This is a genomic window from Pedobacter sp. GR22-6 (genome assembly GCF_037402555.1).
GTDB lineage: Bacteria > Bacteroidota > Bacteroidia > Sphingobacteriales > Sphingobacteriaceae > Pedobacter.
Genome location: NZ_JBBEUC010000005.1, coordinates 13,402 through 31,114 on the forward strand (window position 1 = coordinate 13,402; position 17,713 = coordinate 31,114).

The window sequence follows — 17,713 nt, forward strand, 5'->3', positions numbered from 1 at the left end:
TAAAATGATGAATGAACACATGACCACAACAGGAAAAGCGCCTGTTGCAGGCATCTTTTTGCCAATTATATTGCTGCTCCTGCTTTGTATTTTAACGATGCCTGCTGCCTTATCGCAAAGTAAAGGAAAGCTCATTGGCCGGGTATCCGCTGCCGATGGTAAAGCATTGCCCTATGCTTCTGTCGCCCTGCACAAATCAGATGGGCAAATGCTGAAAGGAACACTGAGTGATACTCTTGGTAGGTTCGATATTGTTTCAATTCCGCAGGGTGAATATTTTCTAAAGGTGACCACGATGGGTTTTATTGTCCATCAATCTGAGCCATTTCATTTTTCTGCTCATCAGACTGTGCTGGAAATTCCTGAAATTACCCTGAAAGAAGAAACCAGGACGCTCAGTGGCGTAACCATTAAAGCTCAGCGCAAACTCATTGAGCAGACGATCGACAGAACGGTGATTAACGTGGAGAATAGTATCCTCTCTGAGGGTAATACTGCGCTGGAGTTGCTGGAGAGGGCCCCGGGTGTCACCGTAGATCAGGACGGTGCTATTTCGTTAAAGGGTCGGCCGGGTGTATTGGTGATGATTAATGGCAAGCAGACTTATCTCTCCCCCAAAGAACTGAGCACCTTATTGAAAGGGACCAATTCCGCCTCGATCTCTAAGATAGAAATCATGGGCAATCCTTCCGCTAGATACGATGCTGCCGGCAATGCAGGAATCATCAATATTCAGATGAAGAAAAATATGGCAACAGGGTTTAATGGCAGTATATCTGTAAACGGTGGCGCCGGCAGAAATGCAAGATATGGCAGTGGCCTAAGCCTCAACTACCGCAGTAACAAGGTAAATGTTTACGGTAGTTACGATTATGGCTACCGCGGAGAAACGGAATATCTGGATTTTATCAGGAGGTTTTACAATAGCGGCGTGGTGACAGGTACGGCAGACAGGACATCAAACCAGGACACCAAAACCAACGAGCCCTTGCATACCAACAATTTCAGATTTGGGCTGGATTATGAGCTCAATGCAAGGAATTCAGTTGGATTTCTGATGAATGGCAACGTAGGGAAATATACTCATGACAGTAAAACGGGAAACCTGCTCACTGATCATTCAGGCACCTTGCTGAGCAATATGGCTACCACAAACTACGACAAACAGAACTGGGAAAACCTCACCTATAACCTAAACTATCAGCATAAATTTGAGAAAGAAGGACGGATGCTAACTGCTGATGCTGATTTTGCCAGCAATAGTTTTACCTCAAACCTCAATCTGAAAACAGTTACACTTGCCGGAAGCAGTAACGGCACAGACATCACAAGAAGAGGTTACGTACCAGCGGTTACTGATGTTTACCTTGCCAAATTGGATTATGCAGACCCTTTGACTAAAAGTTTAAAATTCGAAAGTGGCCTGAAAAGTAGCTTTACTTCCTCAGACAACAACCTCAGATATGACCTGCTGAACAATGGGAACTGGGAATACGATGCCAACGGCAGTAACCACTTTAAATACAAAGAGCAGATCCATGCCGGTTATGTCAATTTCAACCAGCAGTTCAAGAGCTTTAGCCTTCAAATTGGCTTAAGGGGAGAATATACCCGTACCGAAGGTCATCAAATCACTACAGATTCCCTGATTGAAAGAAGTTATTTTCAATTATTCCCCAGCATATTCATTAGCAAACCCTTGGGCGAGAACAACCAGCTGCAATTGGCTTACAGCCGGAGGATCGAACGTCCCGATTATGGAGACCTGAATCCTTTCCGTGTATTCAGGGACCCACTGTTGTTTAACCAGGGGAATCCTTTTCTGAAACCCGAGCTCATCCATGCCTTCCAATTGAGCCATAGTTTTAAAGGAAATTACACTACAGCAATCAGCTATAACCGCACGAGTGACGTAATGACCTGGGTGAATGGACAGATTGACGAACTCAACACTACGTTTGAGATGCCGCAAAACTTGCGGAGACTTGTGAATTACGGCATCAGTTTTACGGCCTCTACCAATATCACGAACTGGTGGAGCGGAACCCATTTCGCCAATTTATTCCGCAATGAATACAGCGGTAGCGGAGACAATGGGGCGATAGCCACTAATGCCACAAGTTTTAGTTTTAATTCACAACATAGTTTTAAAGCCGGGAAAGGATACAGCATGGAATTAACCGGACTCTATAACGGAGGTTCTGTCTACGGAATATCGCGCTACAAAGCCAATTATGTCATCTCTGCCGGATTCCAGAAATCAGTATTGGGCGATAAAGGCACACTCAAACTATTGATCAATGACATCTTCCAAAGCAGGCAATTCCGCGAGAGTACGATCTATGGAAATATAGATATGAACACCCATATCCGTTTAGACAGCCGCAGGGGAATCCTTTCCTTTTCTTACCGTTTTGGAAATCAGAACATCCAGAAAAAAGAAAGGAAAACAGGTAGCGAAGATATTTTGAATCGGGTGAAGGGAAGTTAAGACCTCCTCAACAACATGGCCAACAGCTGGCATAAAATCCCAATAACAAACAATGCAGAGATCAGCATATACAACCATGTATTTGCGAAATAATTGTACTCCAGGGAAGACCTGAATATACTGACCAGCCAGGTCATCAAAAAGCCGGCAAAAACCAGATTGGTCAGCGCCAGGATATAGTGCATGGCAGTCAATTTTAAATCCTGCTGAACAGCCCTTAACACCCAGCCATTGTGCACAATGACCAATAATATTGCGCAGATGGTCAGGGAAACGCTGTTCAGCAGGTACAATATAAAGTAGAGGAGGGCAAATCCGATATTCAAATAAGACAGTACTCTTAGCATCATTCTAAAATATTGAAATTTTAATGGTTTTAACGAACTATTCCAATTCCTTTTTGTTTAGTTTACATAAAATATAATATTATGAAAAAGGAAACAAAAATTATAGCCGGTGTATTGGCAGGAGCAGCTCTTGGCGCGGCAGTCGCATTGATATTGTCATCAGACAAAAACAGTGAAGTGAAAGATAAAGTAGCAGATTGGTTCTGCGACCTGATTGACTCTTCCAAAGACAAATTGGCCGGCGTAACGGATAAAGTAAAAGATACCATCTCAAAAGTTACGGCATAAAACTGAATGAAAATTGCTTTTCATGGTGCAGCACGAGCTGTTACCGGCAGTAAACACTTGATTACGCTTAAAAACAATAAACAAATACTATTAGATTGCGGCCTTTTCCAAGGCATGGGAGAGGTTACAGAGGGACTGAATGAATCTTTCGGTTTCCATCCGGAGCAAGTGACTTATATGATCTTATCGCACGCGCACATAGATCATTGCGGTTTGCTGCCCAGGTTAGTAGCCGAGGGTTTCAGCGGCCCTGTATTTTGCACTCCTGCAACTATGGAACTTGCACGTATCCTTCTATTGGATTCTGCAAAGATCAATGAGCAGGATGCAGAATATGCAAACAGACATATCAAGCGGGTAGAGGATCAGGAAATGCCACTCTATACCGAAGCAGATGTACAAAAAACGCTCAGTCAGTTCAAAGTAGTAGCCTATCAGGAAGATCATGAGGTCGATGAACAGATCAGTGTCCGGTTTACTGATGCAGGTCATATCATTGGCAGCGCAGCTGTACACCTGAGCATCAGGGAGGACGGGAAAAATCACCGCGTAACTTTTAGCGGCGATGTAGGCAGATATGGCGACCTGATTCTCAAGAGTCCACAAACCTACTCACAGGCAGATTACATCATTATGGAATCTACTTATGGCGATTCGCTGCACAAAGACCTGAAGCCTATAGAAACTTCGCTCCGCGAAATCATCCAGCAAACCTGCGTAGTTAAAAAAGGTAAATTGATCATTCCCGCATTTAGTGTGGGTCGTACTCAGGAACTGCTGTTCGCACTAAACGCACTGGAGCTGAAAAACCAACTTCCGGATTTGCGGTATTATGTAGATAGTCCGCTTTCACTGGAAGCAACAGAAGTACTGAAAAACCATCCCGAGTCTTACAACAGCGGTGTAAAAGCGCTCATGAAACGTGACGATGATGTATTCAGCTTTAAAGGACTCAAGTTCATTGAAAGTGTACAGGAATCGAAAGCGCTCAATAATGACCCACGCCCTTGTGTGATCATTGCCTCTTCCGGAATGGCCGAAGGAGGACGGGTAAGGCACCATATCCGAAACAATATCGACCAACCAAAGAACACCATATTGATGGTAGGCTATGCCTCTCCGGGTTCCCTCGCAGGAAAACTGATCGCTGGTCGGCGTAGCGTATGGATGTTTGGGGAAGAATACGACGTGTTGGCCGAAGTGAAATCGATCCAGTCGATGAGTGCACACGGCGACTATGAAGACCTGCTCCATTTCCTTGCCTGTCAGGATCCTGATAAAGTGAAACAACTTTTTTTGGTCCATGGCGAATACGAGGTACAGCAAAAATTTGCGCAGCGCATCAGGGAAAAGGGCTTTAAACATATCGCCATACCAGAATATCATCAGGAATTTGAGCTTTAAAGATTTATCTTTGCGGCATGGATGTTTTCGGCGAAGCTTTAAAAGACCAATATACCAAACCACCGGCAGAGACGCTATGGGTACACAATTCCTATGATGAACCTGAAGAAATGCCGGTTGACATTTACTTTAGAGATGAGGCGGAAATGCCTGAGCTCGAACTGAAAGCACTGGAGCTCTGTAAAGGGAAAGTATTGGATGTGGGAGCCGGTGTAGGCAGTCATGCCCTGGCTTTACAAAGTCGTGGTTTCGACGTTACCGGTATGGATATCTCTGCTCCTGCAGTAGCCATTATGAAACAGCGCGGCCTTAAAAAGGCAATTGAAGGGAACATCCTGAAGTATTCCGGCGAAACCTATGACACTTTATTGTTCATGATGAACGGCATTGGGCTCACCGGTTCACTTCCAGGGCTGAAGTCGTTCTTAAATCAGATAAAAGACTTGCTTAATCCAGGGGGACAATTGGTATTTGACAGTTCAGACCTCTCCTATTTATATCAGGAAGTAGCTTTTCCTATCAGTGGTTATTACGGAGAAGTCAGTTTCCGGTATGAATATAAAAGCCAGAAAGGAAATTGGTTCAAGTGGATCTATGTTGATCAAAAGACATTAAAGGATGTTGCCTCCCAGCAAGGCTGGCAAACGGAGATCATCTTTGAAGATGAATCCGATCAATATTTAGCGAGGTTAACCTTAAAAGGCTAACCCGCTGAATTTATTAAGCCTGTTCTTCCCAGACTACGGCAATATTAACAATCGTTTGTACTGCTTTTTCCATATCCTGTACGGAAGCCCATTCCTGCTTGCCATGGAAAGCATGCTCGCCAGCAAAGATATTTGGACAAGGTAGGCCCATGAAAGAAAGCCGGGAGCCGTCGGTTCCACCCCTGATGCTTTGTTGCTTCGGCGTGATGCCCGCTCTTTTAATCGCTTCGATCCCATTGGCCACTACCTGCGGATAACCGTCAAGCACCTGCTTCATATTCCGGTATTGTTCGCTGATCTTCAGCTCATAGGTCGAATTTGGAAAATCTTCAATGATGTTCTGCACTGTAGCATCCAACAATTCGCCATTGGCCTGAAGCTCTTCATCATTGAAGGCACGCAGGATAAACCTGGCTTCCGCTTGCTCTACACTTCCATTGATACTTACAGGGTGAATAAAACCTTCTTTACCTTCTGTTGATTCCGGGGAAAGGCAGTCTGCAGGCAGGGCAGCGATCACATCTGATAAAATCTTGATGGCGCTTTCCATCTTACCTTTGGCAAAGCCTGGATGCGAACTTACGCCATGAATAGTCAATACAGCACCATCTGCAGAGAAAGTCTCATCTTCTATAGAACCTAGCGTTTCTCCGTCAATGGTATAACCAAAATCAGCTCCTAATTTTTTTAAATCGGCTTTATCTACCCCGCGGCCGATTTCTTCATCTGGTGTAAACAGGACTTTGATAGTCCCATGCTTGATCTCCGGGTTTTCCATCAGGAAAGCCGCAGCCTCCATGATCTCAGCAACACCAGCTTTATTGTCGGCTCCCAGTAATGTAGTACCGCTGGCTGTGATGATGTCATTGCCGATCTGATCTTTCAAATCAGGATGTTCATCCATCCTCAGCACGATATTTTGGTCATCGGGCAGAACAAGGTCCTGACCCTGATAATTCAGGTGTATAATCGGCTTTACCCCTGCACCAGTGCAATCCGGGGAAGTATCCATATGCGAGCAAAAGCAAATTACGGGAACCTGCTTATCTGTAGTTGAAGGAATGGTAGCGTATACATAACCGTATTCGTCCAGGTGTGCATCACTAATTCCCATTGCTAAAAGTTCTGCAACAAGAATCCTTCCCAGGTCTTTCTGCTTCTCTGTAGAAGGTACTGTTGGCGACAGGGGATCAGATTGTGTATCAATCTGTACATACTTTGTAAATCTGTCTTGAAGTGTTTTGTTTTTATTTTGATAATTTAGCATACTCGTATTAGAAAGTTCAAAGTTATATAAACTTAAAGAAGATACCTTGAAACGGACATTTATTTCATTCTTCAGCGTAGTTATCCTTCATGGTACTGCGGTAGCCCAGTCCAACTTCCATAAACTGAGCATCGGTGCCGGATATGGCGTGACGCAGTCTTTTACAGATGTTCAGGAACATGCCATTAGTTTTGCCGGGTACGGAACCGCAGATTACTTCCTCACGCCGTTTATCAGTCTGGGCGGGGAATTCCAAATGGGACAGATCCGGGGCGGCGACATTTATACCGATCCAAATGAGCGGGAGTTCATCAACTCCTACAAGACGGCCAATATCAACGGAAAACTTTACCTGGGATCCGTGATTAATTTTAACCGGAATGCATTTGCAGATGCCATAAAATGGTTCTATGTCGGCGCTGGGGCAGGGATCATCAGAAATGATGTGGAACGCGTGGTTGTAAAGCCCAGCACCAGAAATACAGCCAATCCTTATGTTTTCCCAGGAAAAGACAAATCTACAGACCTTGTTGCGCCGCTGAGTACAGGAATCAATTACTACTTTTCCGACCGCACAGGCAAACCGAAATTCGGCATCAACCTCAATTACCAGGTCAATTTCAGTCTGGGAGAGGGGATGGATGGCTACGATGATTCCCCCATTAAATTTAAAAATGGCAGTCCGGATGTTTATACCTATCTTTCTTTCGGTTTCAGGTATAACTTTGGCTTACTTGGCCTTTCTACCAAATCATTGTATTGATTTGAAACTCACTTGCTCAATGAAATACCATCTTTTATCCTTACTTCTGTTCTTCACCATGACTACTTCGGCACAGCTGACACCCTATGAAAAAAGTGGCAAAAAAGAAACTGCTACTTATGATGAGGTCATTGCCCATTATAAGTTGCTGGCAAAAACCTATCCGCAGGCGAGGTTACTGAGCTATGGCAATACCGATTTTGGAAAACCCTTACACCTCCTGGTTCTTTCTGAAGAGAAAAATTTCGATCCAGCTGCAATACGGAAAGCCAACAAGCGTGTGCTGCTGATCAATAACGGTATCCATCCGGGCGAACCGGAAGGTATTGATGCCAGCATGATGCTGGCCCGTGACCTGCTCCATGAGAAAAAACTTCCAAAAGATGTAGTGATCTGCATCGTTCCAGTATACAATATTGATGGTATCTTTAACCGCAGCGGGACTTCCCGCGCAAACCAGAATGGGCCTGTGGCATATGGTTTCAGGGGCAACAGCAAAAACTACGACCTCAATCGGGACTTCATCAAGACAGACAGTCAAAATTCAAAAGGCTTCCAGGAAATTTTCAATACCTGGCAACCGGAAATTTTTGTAGACACCCATACCAGCAATGGGGCCGACTACCAATACATCATGACCCTTATCCCAACGCAAAAGGATAAACTCCACCCCGTATTGTCGGAATATATGACTCGAACCATGCTTCCCTACCTTTACGCAGAAATGAAAAAAAGTGGCTTCGAGATGATACCTTATGTGAATTCAATCGAAGAAACGCCAGATGCAGGGATTACCGGATTTCTGGAATCTCCACGTTATTCTACCGGCTATACCACGCTACACAATACGATCGGCTTTATGCCAGAAACACACATGCTAAAGGAATACGAGCAAAGAGTCGCATCGACCTACAGGTTACTGGAAATTTACATCAACCTCGTGCAGCGCGATACGAAACAGATCGGGGACAATAAACGCAAAGCAGACGAATCAGTAGCCGGGCAGTCAAAATTTTCATTGGAATGGAAACTCAACAAGCAGCGATTTACAGAAATTGAGTTTAAAGGCTATACCTCGAATAAAAAGCCCAGTGAAGTAAGCGGTTTAGAACGGTTGTATTATGACAGATCTGCACCCTATACGAAGAAAATCAAAGAGTGGAATACTTTTGAACCTGCAGTTGAAATTGAAAAACCCCTCGCGTACGTCATTTCGCAAGCCTGGGATAAAGTGATTGAATTACTGAAACTGAATCGGGTAAAGCTGTACCGATTACAGGAAGATGTGCTCATCCCTGTAGAATCGTACTACATCGGGGATTTCAAGACGATGAGCAAACCTTTCGAAGGACATTACCTCCATTCCGGAGTACAACTGAAAACTGTAACACAAGACAGGCAATTTTACAAAGGCGATTATCTGGTATATACCGACCAGGCTGTAAACCGCTATATCCTGGAAACTCTGGAGCCACAGGCGACGGATTCCTTCTTCAACTGGAACTTCTTCGACAGTATATTGGGCATGAAAGAGCATTTCTCCGCCTATGTTTTCGAAGACACTGCAGCAGAACTGCTCAAGGCAGATCCCAGCATGAAGAAAAAGCTGGAGGATGCCAGGGCAGCAGACCCTGAATTCGGTAAAAATGCCGATGCACAGCTTGACTTTGTCTATAAAAATTCTGATTATTACGAAAAAACACACTCCCGATATCCAATTGCAAGGTTGACGACCGATACCAAATTACAGCTTAAATAAACGAAATGGAATACCTGAACAATACCCCTGTTGCCGCCCTGATCATGATCTTTACGGTGGTCACCAGCATCTATGCCTTTAACGATAACAGTGCTTACGGGAAATTCATGCTGAACCCTTTCAGTATCTCACGTGGACAAAAAGTCTACACTTTGATCACCAGCGGACTGATCCATGCAGATTGGATGCACCTGATCTTTAACATGATTACTTTTTTTTCCTTTGGGTTTCCTTTGGAGCGGGCAATTGGTTCCGGCCCATTTGCCGCTATCTATTTTGTTGGCTTGATCTTGAGCGACATCCCTACAGTCATCAAACATAAAAATGACATCTGGTACAATAGCTTAGGTGCTTCCGGCGCAGTAAGTGCAGTGCTATTTGCCGCAATATTGTTATTCCCCTTTACGACCTTGTATATCATGCCTCTGCCTATCCCAATTTGGGCTATTGTATTTGGTCCACTCTATCTGATCTACTGCGTTTATGCTGCAAGGCAAGCCCGGGATAACATCAATCACGATGCACACTTTTTTGGGGCATTGACAGGAATGATTGTTATGGTATTGATCGTACCGGGAGTAATTCCAAATTTCTTAGCGCAAATACTGGCTAAAATTGGCTAGTGAATTTCAGGCAGTGCCGGAGGCTCGAAATAGCTCATGGGTTTTGTTGGATCTTTAATGATCTCAAACAAGGTATGCCCCCATGGCTTCCAGAAATCCTGTAAAACCTGCGCATAAGTTTTGTGTTGCCAGTGATCGAACAAAGGTTTGTTTAGCGTACCGCGCAATGGCATCGCATCGATATAAATAGAGCCTTCTACAGGCAAAATTGCGTATTCTGGAAGTCTGTTGAACAAATAGGCGGAATAGTAGAACCTGGCACAGAGCTCTTCAAATTGCGGAGCCGACAAGTCTTTACCTTCAATCTGCTGCAGCAGTTCTCCGTGAAATTTCTTGTTTGTACCATTATCCTGAAGACAGGCAATGATCCCGAAGTCGCCAAGTTTCATAGAGAAGGTCATGGTATTGATCTCGTCTCTAAAGCTAAAAGCCGTTTCCTTTTCATCAAGCGGAACCACGACGATGGACCATGGGCTAAAATCTTCGAATACCACATCCAGGTAAATCCCCTGAATCATGGTATGCAGGTTACCAAACTTATGCATCAATCCCTGTGACATGTTTAGCCCGTCTGCACTCAGTTGCTGCAAACGCACAGCAGCATTCATCTCGATATAGATCAGACTATACATAAATTTGCCGATCCACCTGAACAGACTCACTTCATCCAATTGAGAAACAGCAGCATATCCATCGGAAAAGGCGGTTGCGATCTTCTCTTCCAGAGGGTCAAGAAAATGCGAAAGCAATTCGGTATTGCAGGGAACCTTCAAGGCATTGTAAGACCTTACACTTTCATCCAGAAGTTTGATTTGCTCTTCTCCCGTAAAATTAGCGACCTTCAACAACCATTCCGGTAAGATCGGAATCTCTACAATTGGCGTGTTGAACGTATCTCCACTGAGAAAACAGTTTTTATACTTAAAGTCGAAATTTTTGAAAGGTTGATATACGCTGCTATTCATACTAGAGCACAATATTAGGCATATTATTTATACATTCGCTTCAGCACAGATTTTTTTACATTACCGAAGCATAGCTCATGCAGATTGCCTATACACCCTACCAGCTCGAACTGAAACACCCTTTTGCCATTGCAAAATTCTCCAGGACCAGTACACCGATCATGCTCATTAAACTAACCTATGAAAATGTCGTAGGCTATGGCGAGGCTTCTATGGTACCTTATATGGGTGAAAGCATAGAAAGTGCCATTGCTTTCTTAAATAAGGTAGAGTGGAACAGGTTTACTTTTCCTTTTAGTTTTGAGGAGATCATTGACTATCTGGACAGCGTGGAAAAAGGCCAGCCAGCTATAAAAGCGGCTATTGATATTGCACTGAATGACATCCAGGGTAAATTATTGAACAAGCCTTGTCATGAAATTTATGCTGCAGATCCCGGTAAAATGCCTTTAACATCATATACGATAGGTATCGATACAGCAGAAGTCATCCGTGAAAAGGTCGCAGATTCCAGGGGATTCAAGGTATTGAAAATTAAACTGGGCCGGGATAATGACCAGGAACTGATCCGTACGATCAGGACTGTCAGTAACCTGCCTTTATATATAGATGCCAACCAGGGCTGGACCGATAAGGCAAAGGCAATTGATATGATTTATTGGCTGCATGACCAGGGAGCAGTACTGATTGAGCAACCGATGGACAAAAATAATCCGGACGGCAATGCCTGGCTTACAGGAAGAAGTCCGATCCCTATCCTGGCAGATGAAGCTGTCCAGCGCTTGAGTGATATGGAAACTCTAAAAGGTGCATATCATGGCATCAATGTTAAACTCATGAAAAGCGCGGGAATGTATGAAGCACACCAGATGATTTTAAAGGCAAGGTCATTTGGCATGAAAATATTAATTGGTTGTATGAGTGAAACTTCCTGTGCGACACAAGCGGGGACGGCACTGGCGCCCCTGTGTGATTGGTCGGATCTGGACGGGCCGTGGCTGACGAAAAACAATCCATTTAAGGCTCCCTTACTCACTGATGGCAGATATGTGCTAAATGACCTGCCAGGTCTGGGTTTAGAAGAAGTACCAGCCGGACTGTTTACTTCTTCTTAAGTGAGCTGCGCATTTCCTTTACCAATTGTATTTTCAGGTAAACGAAAAAGCCGGCAGTTGCCAGAAAGAATGCAATCACCGGATATTTGGCATTATTATAGGCCCAGACCATCCCAAAAATGGAGATGATGATACCCAGGTTATAAAAAACATTTAATGCGATCTTTTTTCCCATCGCTTAATAAACTTGCATATCCGGATCGAAAGCTTCCTGCCAAGCCAGGATACCACCTTTCAGGTTGTAAAGATTGGTTAGTCCCAATTGTTGCTCCAACTGCATTACCGCAGCAGCGCTTCTTTTGCCGCTTCTGCAATGAATGATTACGGGCTTGTCTGTTGCGATCTGATCCGATTCAATTAAAATGCCACCTAAGGGAATATTGATTCCATCAAGGTTCGAAGTTTCATATTCAAAGGTTTCCCTGACGTCGATCAGTTGAAAATCTTCTTTATTGTCCAGCTTTTCTTTGAGTTCTTCTACAGTTATTTCTTTAATCATGTCGTTTAAATTTCTCAAAGATACAAATTAGTAAGAAGTCTTAAGTAACAAGTATAACTACTGAGTCTGAAGATATAAGTTGTGAGTGGCGGTATTAATTCTGTAACAACTTAATGCTCCGGGCGTTTAAATAGTATTCTTTGCTAACTTTGGTTATTATATCATGAATTCTTTATCTCGTTTTTTCTGGTTTTGCTCAGGGGCTCATATTTCCACACTGGAAAAACATCCTACAGAGCACAATAAATATATCGGCATCGGTGCCACTATATTTTTCACTGGCCTTTTTGCTGCACTATCAGGTGGATACGCTATGTATTTCGTTTTCAAGGGTGATGCGATGGCTGCTGCATTTGCGGTATTATTCGGACTGATCTGGGGGCTTGCCATTTTCAATATGGACAGATACATTGTATCCAGTATCAACAAAAGCGCTTCTACCAATAAGCAGATTTTGCAAGCTACACCCAGGATACTGCTGGCCATTATGATCGGGATTGTCATCTCCCGCCCCCTGGAGTTGAAGATATTTGACAAAGAGATCAAAGACCGTTTGAAGATCAGCTACCTCAACAATCAGCGCTCTCGGATCGATACGCTGAACGCGGCCTTCGACAACAAGTATAAAATAGAACTCAGCAAGCTGAACGAGACAAAAGCTCAGCGTGATTCTATGCAGAGTGCCATTAAAGAAGAGCGTCAGAAGCTCAACTTTGAGATCTTCGGAAACAAGACTACAGAAACTTCAGGCATTATGGGCTATGGCCCTTATGCCAAACGAAAGGAAGCAGAATTAAAACAAAGAGAGCAGAACTTAGACACCCTCTCCTCAGCGGTCAGAAAATTGGAAGGTTTTGTGGATAACCGGAAACAATTCGATGGATTGATGACCGAGAAATTATATACCACAAAGCAACTCGACAGTTTGACTAACATCGCAGGATTTGCAGACCGCAACTGGGCACTGGGACAGCTCGGATTCAACACCAAAGGAGAGAGAGATCCCAACACCGCTTTGGCGGTGGCCTTTATCGGCTTATTGTTCATCTTTTTTGAATGCCTCCCGGTGTTTGTAAAACTAATGAGCAGCAGAGGCCCTTATGACCGCTCGGTAGAAAATATAGAGACAGCACAAATCCATGAATCGGATAAGGACAAGGATTACGAAATAGAGGTGATCGATGGGGTACATGACACCCGTGTCTCCTCTGCAATCGAAAAAAGAAAGCATCAACTGAAAACTACTTAAATATTTATGAACAAACTCATCTATCTCTTATTCCTCGCCTTTACAGGACAACAAGCCCTTGCGCAGGATATCAACCAGATCATTACAAAAGATTATGCAGACCGGCTGATCAAAACACTGAGCAGCGACGAAATGCAGGGACGTGGTACTTACACTGAGGGCATTGATAAAGCAGCTTCATTTATTGAATCAGAGTTTAAAGCAATCGGCTTAATGCCGCTAGCCGGAGAAAGTGGTTACAGGCAGAACTTTACCAAAAATGAAAGCGACCAAAGGCCATTGTTCAATGTTGCCGGTATGATCCCGGGGAAATCAAAGGCTAAAGAAATTGTGGTTTTCTCCGGACATTACGACCACCTCGGTATTGTGAAAGGAAATGCACAGGACAGCATCGCTAATGGCGCCGATGACGATGCCTCTGGTGTAACGGCAATGATCGCATTGGCTAAGTATTATAAGGCGCTAAACAACAATGAGCGCACGCTGATTTTCGTTGCCTTTACTGCAGAGGAAATCGGTGGATTTGGGGCCAAATATTTTTCCAAAAAACTAAACCCGGACGATGTAGTGGCGATGTTTAACATCGAAATGATCGGTAAGGAAAGCAAATTTGGAAAAAATGCTGCCTTTATTACCGGATTTGATAAATCTGATTTTGGAAAAATTCTTCAAAAAAACCTGGAAGGCACAGAATTCACTTTTCATCCGGACCCTTACCCCAGTCAAAACCTTTTCTATAGGAGCGACAATGCCACACTGGCTGCACTAGGTGTTCCTGCACATACCATCAGCACTGACCAGATCGATAAAGATCCATACTATCATACCGTAAAAGATGAGTATAGCACCCTGGATACAGAAAATATCCTGGCGACCATTAAGGCAATTGCCAAAAGTGCGATCAGCATTGTGAAAGGTACCGACACACCAAGCAGGATACCTCGTCTGGTAGAAAATTAGAGGGTCATCTCCATTACATAATCATTCATAAAGAAACCGTTGCCGATATCAAGGTCTACGGTTTCTTTAATTTCAAAGCCCGCCTTTTTATAAAAGTCCGCAGCCTTATTGTTCCGGTTGACATTGAGTTGGATCGCCGTACCGCCTTCTTTTTTTATCAGATTGATTACCTCATTGATCAGTAGCTTTCCTACCCCCTTGCCATGCGCTTCAGAAAGTACATATAGCTTGTGTAGTTTGTATGTCCGCGTTTCCGCATCGATGACAGAGAAGCCGGCAAAGCCCAGATCGGTCTGCTCTGCACCTGCAATCAGGAAATGGTGTCCACCCTGCATTTGTGAAAGTAGTTCACCTTTATTATACATTTTGTGCAACATATAATCAATCTGCTCAACAGACAGGTATTCGGCATAAGTGATTCTCCAGGTACGTCCCGCAAGATCCTGAATAATGCTGATGTCTTCTTCTTTGGCTTTTCTTAATATGATCATAACTGTTCGCTGATAAATAAAAATGGGGTATCAAAACTGAAGGTCACAAATCCATCTTCGACCACTTCAAATTGCGCATTCTCTTTCTGCATCAAATTGCTTGCTTCAAAGTAGGAGACAACCTCAATATAAAATATGCTACCTCTTGGTTTCCAGATCTTGAAGCCGGAGCGGATTGCATAAGCCTTTTCTTTTTCCGTGAATACAACAATATTAATAGACCCGACATAACTACCTAACTCCCGGAGATTACTTTTGAGATCGATTACATTAACAGCAGGATATTTTTCAGCGATTAAATGGTCTAGTACTGCATCAAGAAGCTCACCTTCTGCCTGGATCACTTTGGTGTTCTCCTGGAAAAAAATCTGATCTTCAGCACTCACGACTGCATCGACCTTTAATCCCAGGCTGATCACCTTTTCATAATCTGAAGCATTGATAATCAGCGTCGGGCTCCACTCCAGTAGCTGCCCAAGGTATTCTTCATCAAAAGCCCCAAGATGATGGATATACAATGCTGGCTCTTGTTTTTCACGAACGATATGGTGTGACGACATAGCACAAATATGACCAAAGGAAATCAAGATAGCAAGATTCGGATTGTGTCTGGAGAAAATACTTAGGATATTTGTTTATTATTATCCAAAACATGGAACGCCAGAAAGACCTTAATTACACCCGGATTGCAGAAGCGATAGACTACATCGTCAATAATTTCCGTAAGCAGCCCGGTTTATACGACATTGCCGAAGAAGTGCACCTTAGTCCTTTCCATTTTCAACGGTTGTTCCACGAATGGGCAGGGCTAAGTCCCAAAAAGTTCCTTCAGTACATCAGTATAGCGCATGCCAAAAAACTGTTACAGGAAAATGCAACACTTTTAGAAGCCGCTCATGAAACCGGCTTGTCAGGGAGCAGCAGGCTCCATGACCTTTTTGTACGTATAGAAGGAATGAGTCCTGCAGATTATAAAAATGGGGGAAAAAACCTACATATCAATTATAGCATAGCTGAAAGCCCATTCGGAAAACTAATTGTCGCCTCTACGACCAAAGGAGTATGCTGGATGGCCTTTTTAGAAGACGAAGTGACCGGTGTTGAATTAATGAAAACGAAATTTCCCAATGCATCTTTTAAGCAGGAACAAGACCAATTGCAACAATCCGCTTTACAGATTTTCCAAAATGACTGGACAAAAATGCCGGAAATCAAACTCCACCTTAAAGGAACAGATTTTCAATTGAAGGTTTGGGAGACGCTGCTGAAGATACCAATGGGACAGTTATCTACCTACGGAAGCATAGCACAGCAAATTGATAGTCCAAAAGCATCCCGGGCTGTAGGCACAGCCATCGGAAGTAACCCAATTGCATTCCTGATCCCATGTCACCGTGTAATCCAATCGACGGGAAATTTCGGCGGTTATATGTGGGGCTACGAGAAAAACGGCAATCATTGGCTGGGAATGTGCAAAAACTGATTTTTCCATTTCAAAGTAGCATTTATTATGGATTTATTCAACCCACATCCCGTTCCGGAAGTTAATTTGTTACCTGTGGACGGTATTGTCAATTATTACGGAAGAATCTTAAGCAGTGAAAAAGCGAATGTCTACTTAAATACCCTGCTAAATAAAATTGACTGGGAAAATGACAAAGCCGTCATCTTTGGGAAGACCATCCTAACGAAAAGAAAGGTAGCCTGGTATGGCGACGAGCCTTTTCAGTACACTTACTCCAATACGACTAAGACCGCTTTGCCCTGGACTGAAGCATTGCTTGAGCTGAAAAAACTTGCGCAAGAACATTCTGGTCACAGCTACAACTCCTGTCTTTTAAATCTCTATCATGATGGGTCTGAGGGAATGGCCTGGCATAGCGACGGGGAAAAAGACCTAAAGAAAAACGGTGCTATCGCCTCATTCTCTTTCGGCGCAGAACGGAAATTTGCTTTCAGACATAAAGATAACAAGCAAAAAATATCTTTGACCCTGGAACACGGTAGCTTATTGGTCATGAGCGGCTTGACTCAGCAATACTGGCAACACCGTTTGCCTCCGACCAAGATTGTCCGGACAGCGCGGGTCAACCTGACCTTCAGGACAATTGTTGAGAATGGTAAAGGAATTTAATTTAATGATAACCTTCCAGTAAACTTCAGCACATCTTTTCTCCCGTAATTTGTCCCGGAGAAATGATATCCCTGAAATGAAAGATCTTAAAGACTTTGAGCAGCTATACATTCAGCATTGGGAAAAACTATACGCTTTCTGTTTTAAAATGACCCGCGACGGTCATCTTTCTCAAAACATTGTTCAGGATGTTTTTACAGATCTTTGGGAAAGACAGGACAAGCTCCACATCAACTCCATCGAAAACTATTTATTTCGTGCGGCTAAAAACCAGGTTTTCAAGGCCTACAGAAATCAGCGCTTCGACACTACTCCCCTCGACGAAAGATTTGATGATTATCAGGCTGAAATTTCCTCCGAAGCGGAAAACGAACGGATAGTACAACTCTACAACTTGCTGGAAAATCTACCTGAAAAAAGGAAAGAAATCCTGATCATGAGTAAACTGGAACAAATGGATATCGAGCAAATTGCCGTTAAACTCAACCTCTCGCCACAAACTGTCAAAAACCAAATTTCCAATGCACTAAAGCAACTCCGCTATGAGGCTGGGGAGCTTTCTTTGTTTTTGCTGATCCTCCTGCTCAGCTTAACAATACTTTAATCATTCCATAACAACTTCCGATAGTACTTTTTAGCCCTCCTCGGTAC

At 43.5% G+C, this 17,713-nt stretch carries 20 protein-coding genes; 13 read left to right on the forward strand and 7 right to left on the reverse strand.

All coding sequences use genetic code 11. The features are described 5' to 3' along the window. Positions 1–4 precede the first annotated feature (4 nt). Positions 5–2,491 carry an outer membrane beta-barrel protein gene (locus WAE59_RS20695; RefSeq protein ID WP_337857896.1) on the forward strand — a complete coding sequence of 829 codons (2,487 nt, stop codon included), beginning with the start codon at positions 5–7 and terminating at the stop codon, positions 2,489–2,491. Here WAE59_RS20695 and WAE59_RS20700 read toward each other — a convergent pair. Continuing rightward, entirely contained in the window at positions 2,488–2,841 is a 354-nt protein-coding gene (locus tag WAE59_RS20700) for a hypothetical protein (protein ID WP_337857897.1), read from the reverse strand. The two genes, WAE59_RS20695 and WAE59_RS20700, sit on opposite strands and share 4 nt — an antisense overlap. Before the next feature lie 78 nt (positions 2,842–2,919). Here WAE59_RS20700 and WAE59_RS20705 point away from each other — a divergent pair, with 78 nt between their 5' ends. Genes WAE59_RS20705 through WAE59_RS20715 form a run of 3 tightly spaced genes read left to right on the forward strand, consistent with a single transcriptional unit; the run spans position 2,920 to position 5,237 of the window. Then, a complete protein-coding gene (locus tag WAE59_RS20705) occupies positions 2,920–3,126 on the forward strand; it encodes a YtxH domain-containing protein (protein WP_337857898.1) in 207 nt (68 codons plus the stop codon). A gap of 6 nt (positions 3,127–3,132) precedes the next feature. Beyond that, a complete protein-coding gene (locus tag WAE59_RS20710; RefSeq protein ID WP_337857899.1) occupies positions 3,133–4,530 on the forward strand; it encodes an MBL fold metallo-hydrolase in 1,398 nt (465 codons plus the stop codon). A gap of 17 nt (positions 4,531–4,547) precedes the next feature. Then, positions 4,548–5,237, forward strand: a complete 690-nt coding sequence (locus WAE59_RS20715; protein WP_337857900.1) for a class I SAM-dependent methyltransferase — start codon at positions 4,548–4,550, stop codon at positions 5,235–5,237. Between the two features lie 13 nt (positions 5,238–5,250). On the opposite strand, the gene pepT is transcribed toward WAE59_RS20715, so the two are convergent. Continuing rightward, the gene (gene pepT / locus WAE59_RS20720) at positions 5,251–6,504 is read right to left on the reverse strand and encodes a peptidase T (RefSeq protein WP_337857901.1); all 1,254 of its coding nucleotides are present in this window, start codon (positions 6,502–6,504) and stop codon (positions 5,251–5,253) included. A gap of 46 nt (positions 6,505–6,550) precedes the next feature. Between pepT and WAE59_RS20725 the strand changes: the two genes are divergently transcribed. Genes WAE59_RS20725 through WAE59_RS20735 form a run of 3 tightly spaced genes read left to right on the forward strand, consistent with a single transcriptional unit; the run spans position 6,551 to position 9,649 of the window. Next, positions 6,551–7,267, forward strand: a complete 717-nt coding sequence (locus tag WAE59_RS20725; protein WP_337857902.1) for a hypothetical protein — start codon at positions 6,551–6,553, stop codon at positions 7,265–7,267. Positions 7,268–7,286: 19 nt separating this feature from the next. Continuing rightward, positions 7,287–9,026 (forward strand): M14 family metallopeptidase, encoded by a 1,740-nt coding sequence (locus tag WAE59_RS20730; protein WP_337857903.1) that lies wholly within the window; start codon positions 7,287–7,289, stop codon positions 9,024–9,026. Positions 9,027–9,031: 5 nt separating this feature from the next. Next, the gene (locus WAE59_RS20735) at positions 9,032–9,649 is read left to right on the forward strand and encodes a rhomboid family intramembrane serine protease (protein ID WP_337857904.1); all 618 of its coding nucleotides are present in this window, start codon (positions 9,032–9,034) and stop codon (positions 9,647–9,649) included. Here WAE59_RS20735 and WAE59_RS20740 read toward each other — a convergent pair. Beyond that, positions 9,646–10,614 carry a hypothetical protein gene (locus WAE59_RS20740; RefSeq protein WP_337857905.1) on the reverse strand — a complete coding sequence of 323 codons (969 nt, stop codon included), beginning with the start codon at positions 10,612–10,614 and terminating at the stop codon, positions 9,646–9,648. The genes WAE59_RS20735 and WAE59_RS20740 overlap by 4 nt on opposite strands. A 77-nt stretch (positions 10,615–10,691) precedes the next feature. On the opposite strand from WAE59_RS20740, the gene WAE59_RS20745 reads away from it, so the two are divergent. Next, positions 10,692–11,729, forward strand: a complete 1,038-nt coding sequence (locus WAE59_RS20745; RefSeq protein ID WP_337857906.1) for a dipeptide epimerase — start codon at positions 10,692–10,694, stop codon at positions 11,727–11,729. On the opposite strand, the gene WAE59_RS20750 is transcribed toward WAE59_RS20745, so the two are convergent. After that, on the reverse strand, positions 11,716–11,904 hold the full coding sequence (locus WAE59_RS20750) for a DUF6358 family protein (protein ID WP_337857907.1): 189 nt from the start codon (positions 11,902–11,904) through the stop codon (positions 11,716–11,718). The two genes, WAE59_RS20745 and WAE59_RS20750, sit on opposite strands and share 14 nt — an antisense overlap. A 3-nt stretch (positions 11,905–11,907) precedes the next feature. Beyond that, positions 11,908–12,225, reverse strand: coding sequence for a rhodanese-like domain-containing protein (locus tag WAE59_RS20755; protein ID WP_337858198.1), 318 nt, complete (start codon positions 12,223–12,225; stop codon positions 11,908–11,910). A gap of 166 nt (positions 12,226–12,391) precedes the next feature. Here WAE59_RS20755 and WAE59_RS20760 point away from each other — a divergent pair, with 166 nt between their 5' ends. Next, positions 12,392–13,477, forward strand: a complete 1,086-nt coding sequence (locus tag WAE59_RS20760) for a DUF4407 domain-containing protein (protein ID WP_337857908.1) — start codon at positions 12,392–12,394, stop codon at positions 13,475–13,477. 6 nt (positions 13,478–13,483) lie between these two features. Next, complete coding sequence (locus WAE59_RS20765) at positions 13,484–14,437, forward strand: M20/M25/M40 family metallo-hydrolase (protein ID WP_337857909.1); 954 nt, start codon at positions 13,484–13,486, stop codon at positions 14,435–14,437. On the opposite strand, the gene WAE59_RS20770 is transcribed toward WAE59_RS20765, so the two are convergent. Together WAE59_RS20770 and WAE59_RS20775 are read right to left on the reverse strand one after the other, a co-directional pair. Further along, positions 14,434–14,928 carry a GNAT family N-acetyltransferase gene (locus WAE59_RS20770; protein ID WP_337857910.1) on the reverse strand — a complete coding sequence of 165 codons (495 nt, stop codon included), beginning with the start codon at positions 14,926–14,928 and terminating at the stop codon, positions 14,434–14,436. The genes WAE59_RS20765 and WAE59_RS20770 overlap by 4 nt on opposite strands. Beyond that, positions 14,925–15,488 (reverse strand): thiamine pyrophosphokinase, encoded by a 564-nt coding sequence (locus tag WAE59_RS20775; protein ID WP_337857911.1) that lies wholly within the window; start codon positions 15,486–15,488, stop codon positions 14,925–14,927. Before WAE59_RS20775 ends, WAE59_RS20770 begins: the two co-directional genes overlap by 4 nt. A gap of 92 nt (positions 15,489–15,580) precedes the next feature. Here WAE59_RS20775 and WAE59_RS20780 point away from each other — a divergent pair, with 92 nt between their 5' ends. The 3 genes from WAE59_RS20780 to WAE59_RS20790 all read left to right on the forward strand — a co-directional run bounded on the left by WAE59_RS20780 (position 15,581) and on the right by WAE59_RS20790 (position 17,666). Further along, a complete protein-coding gene (locus WAE59_RS20780) occupies positions 15,581–16,411 on the forward strand; it encodes a methylated-DNA--[protein]-cysteine S-methyltransferase (RefSeq protein WP_337857912.1) in 831 nt (276 codons plus the stop codon). Positions 16,412–16,438: 27 nt separating this feature from the next. Next, positions 16,439–17,062, forward strand: coding sequence for an alpha-ketoglutarate-dependent dioxygenase AlkB family protein (locus tag WAE59_RS20785; protein WP_337857913.1), 624 nt, complete (start codon positions 16,439–16,441; stop codon positions 17,060–17,062). A 76-nt stretch (positions 17,063–17,138) separates the two neighbouring features. Then, positions 17,139–17,666 (forward strand): RNA polymerase sigma-70 factor, encoded by a 528-nt coding sequence (locus tag WAE59_RS20790; protein ID WP_337857914.1) that lies wholly within the window; start codon positions 17,139–17,141, stop codon positions 17,664–17,666. Positions 17,667–17,713 lie beyond the last annotated feature (47 nt).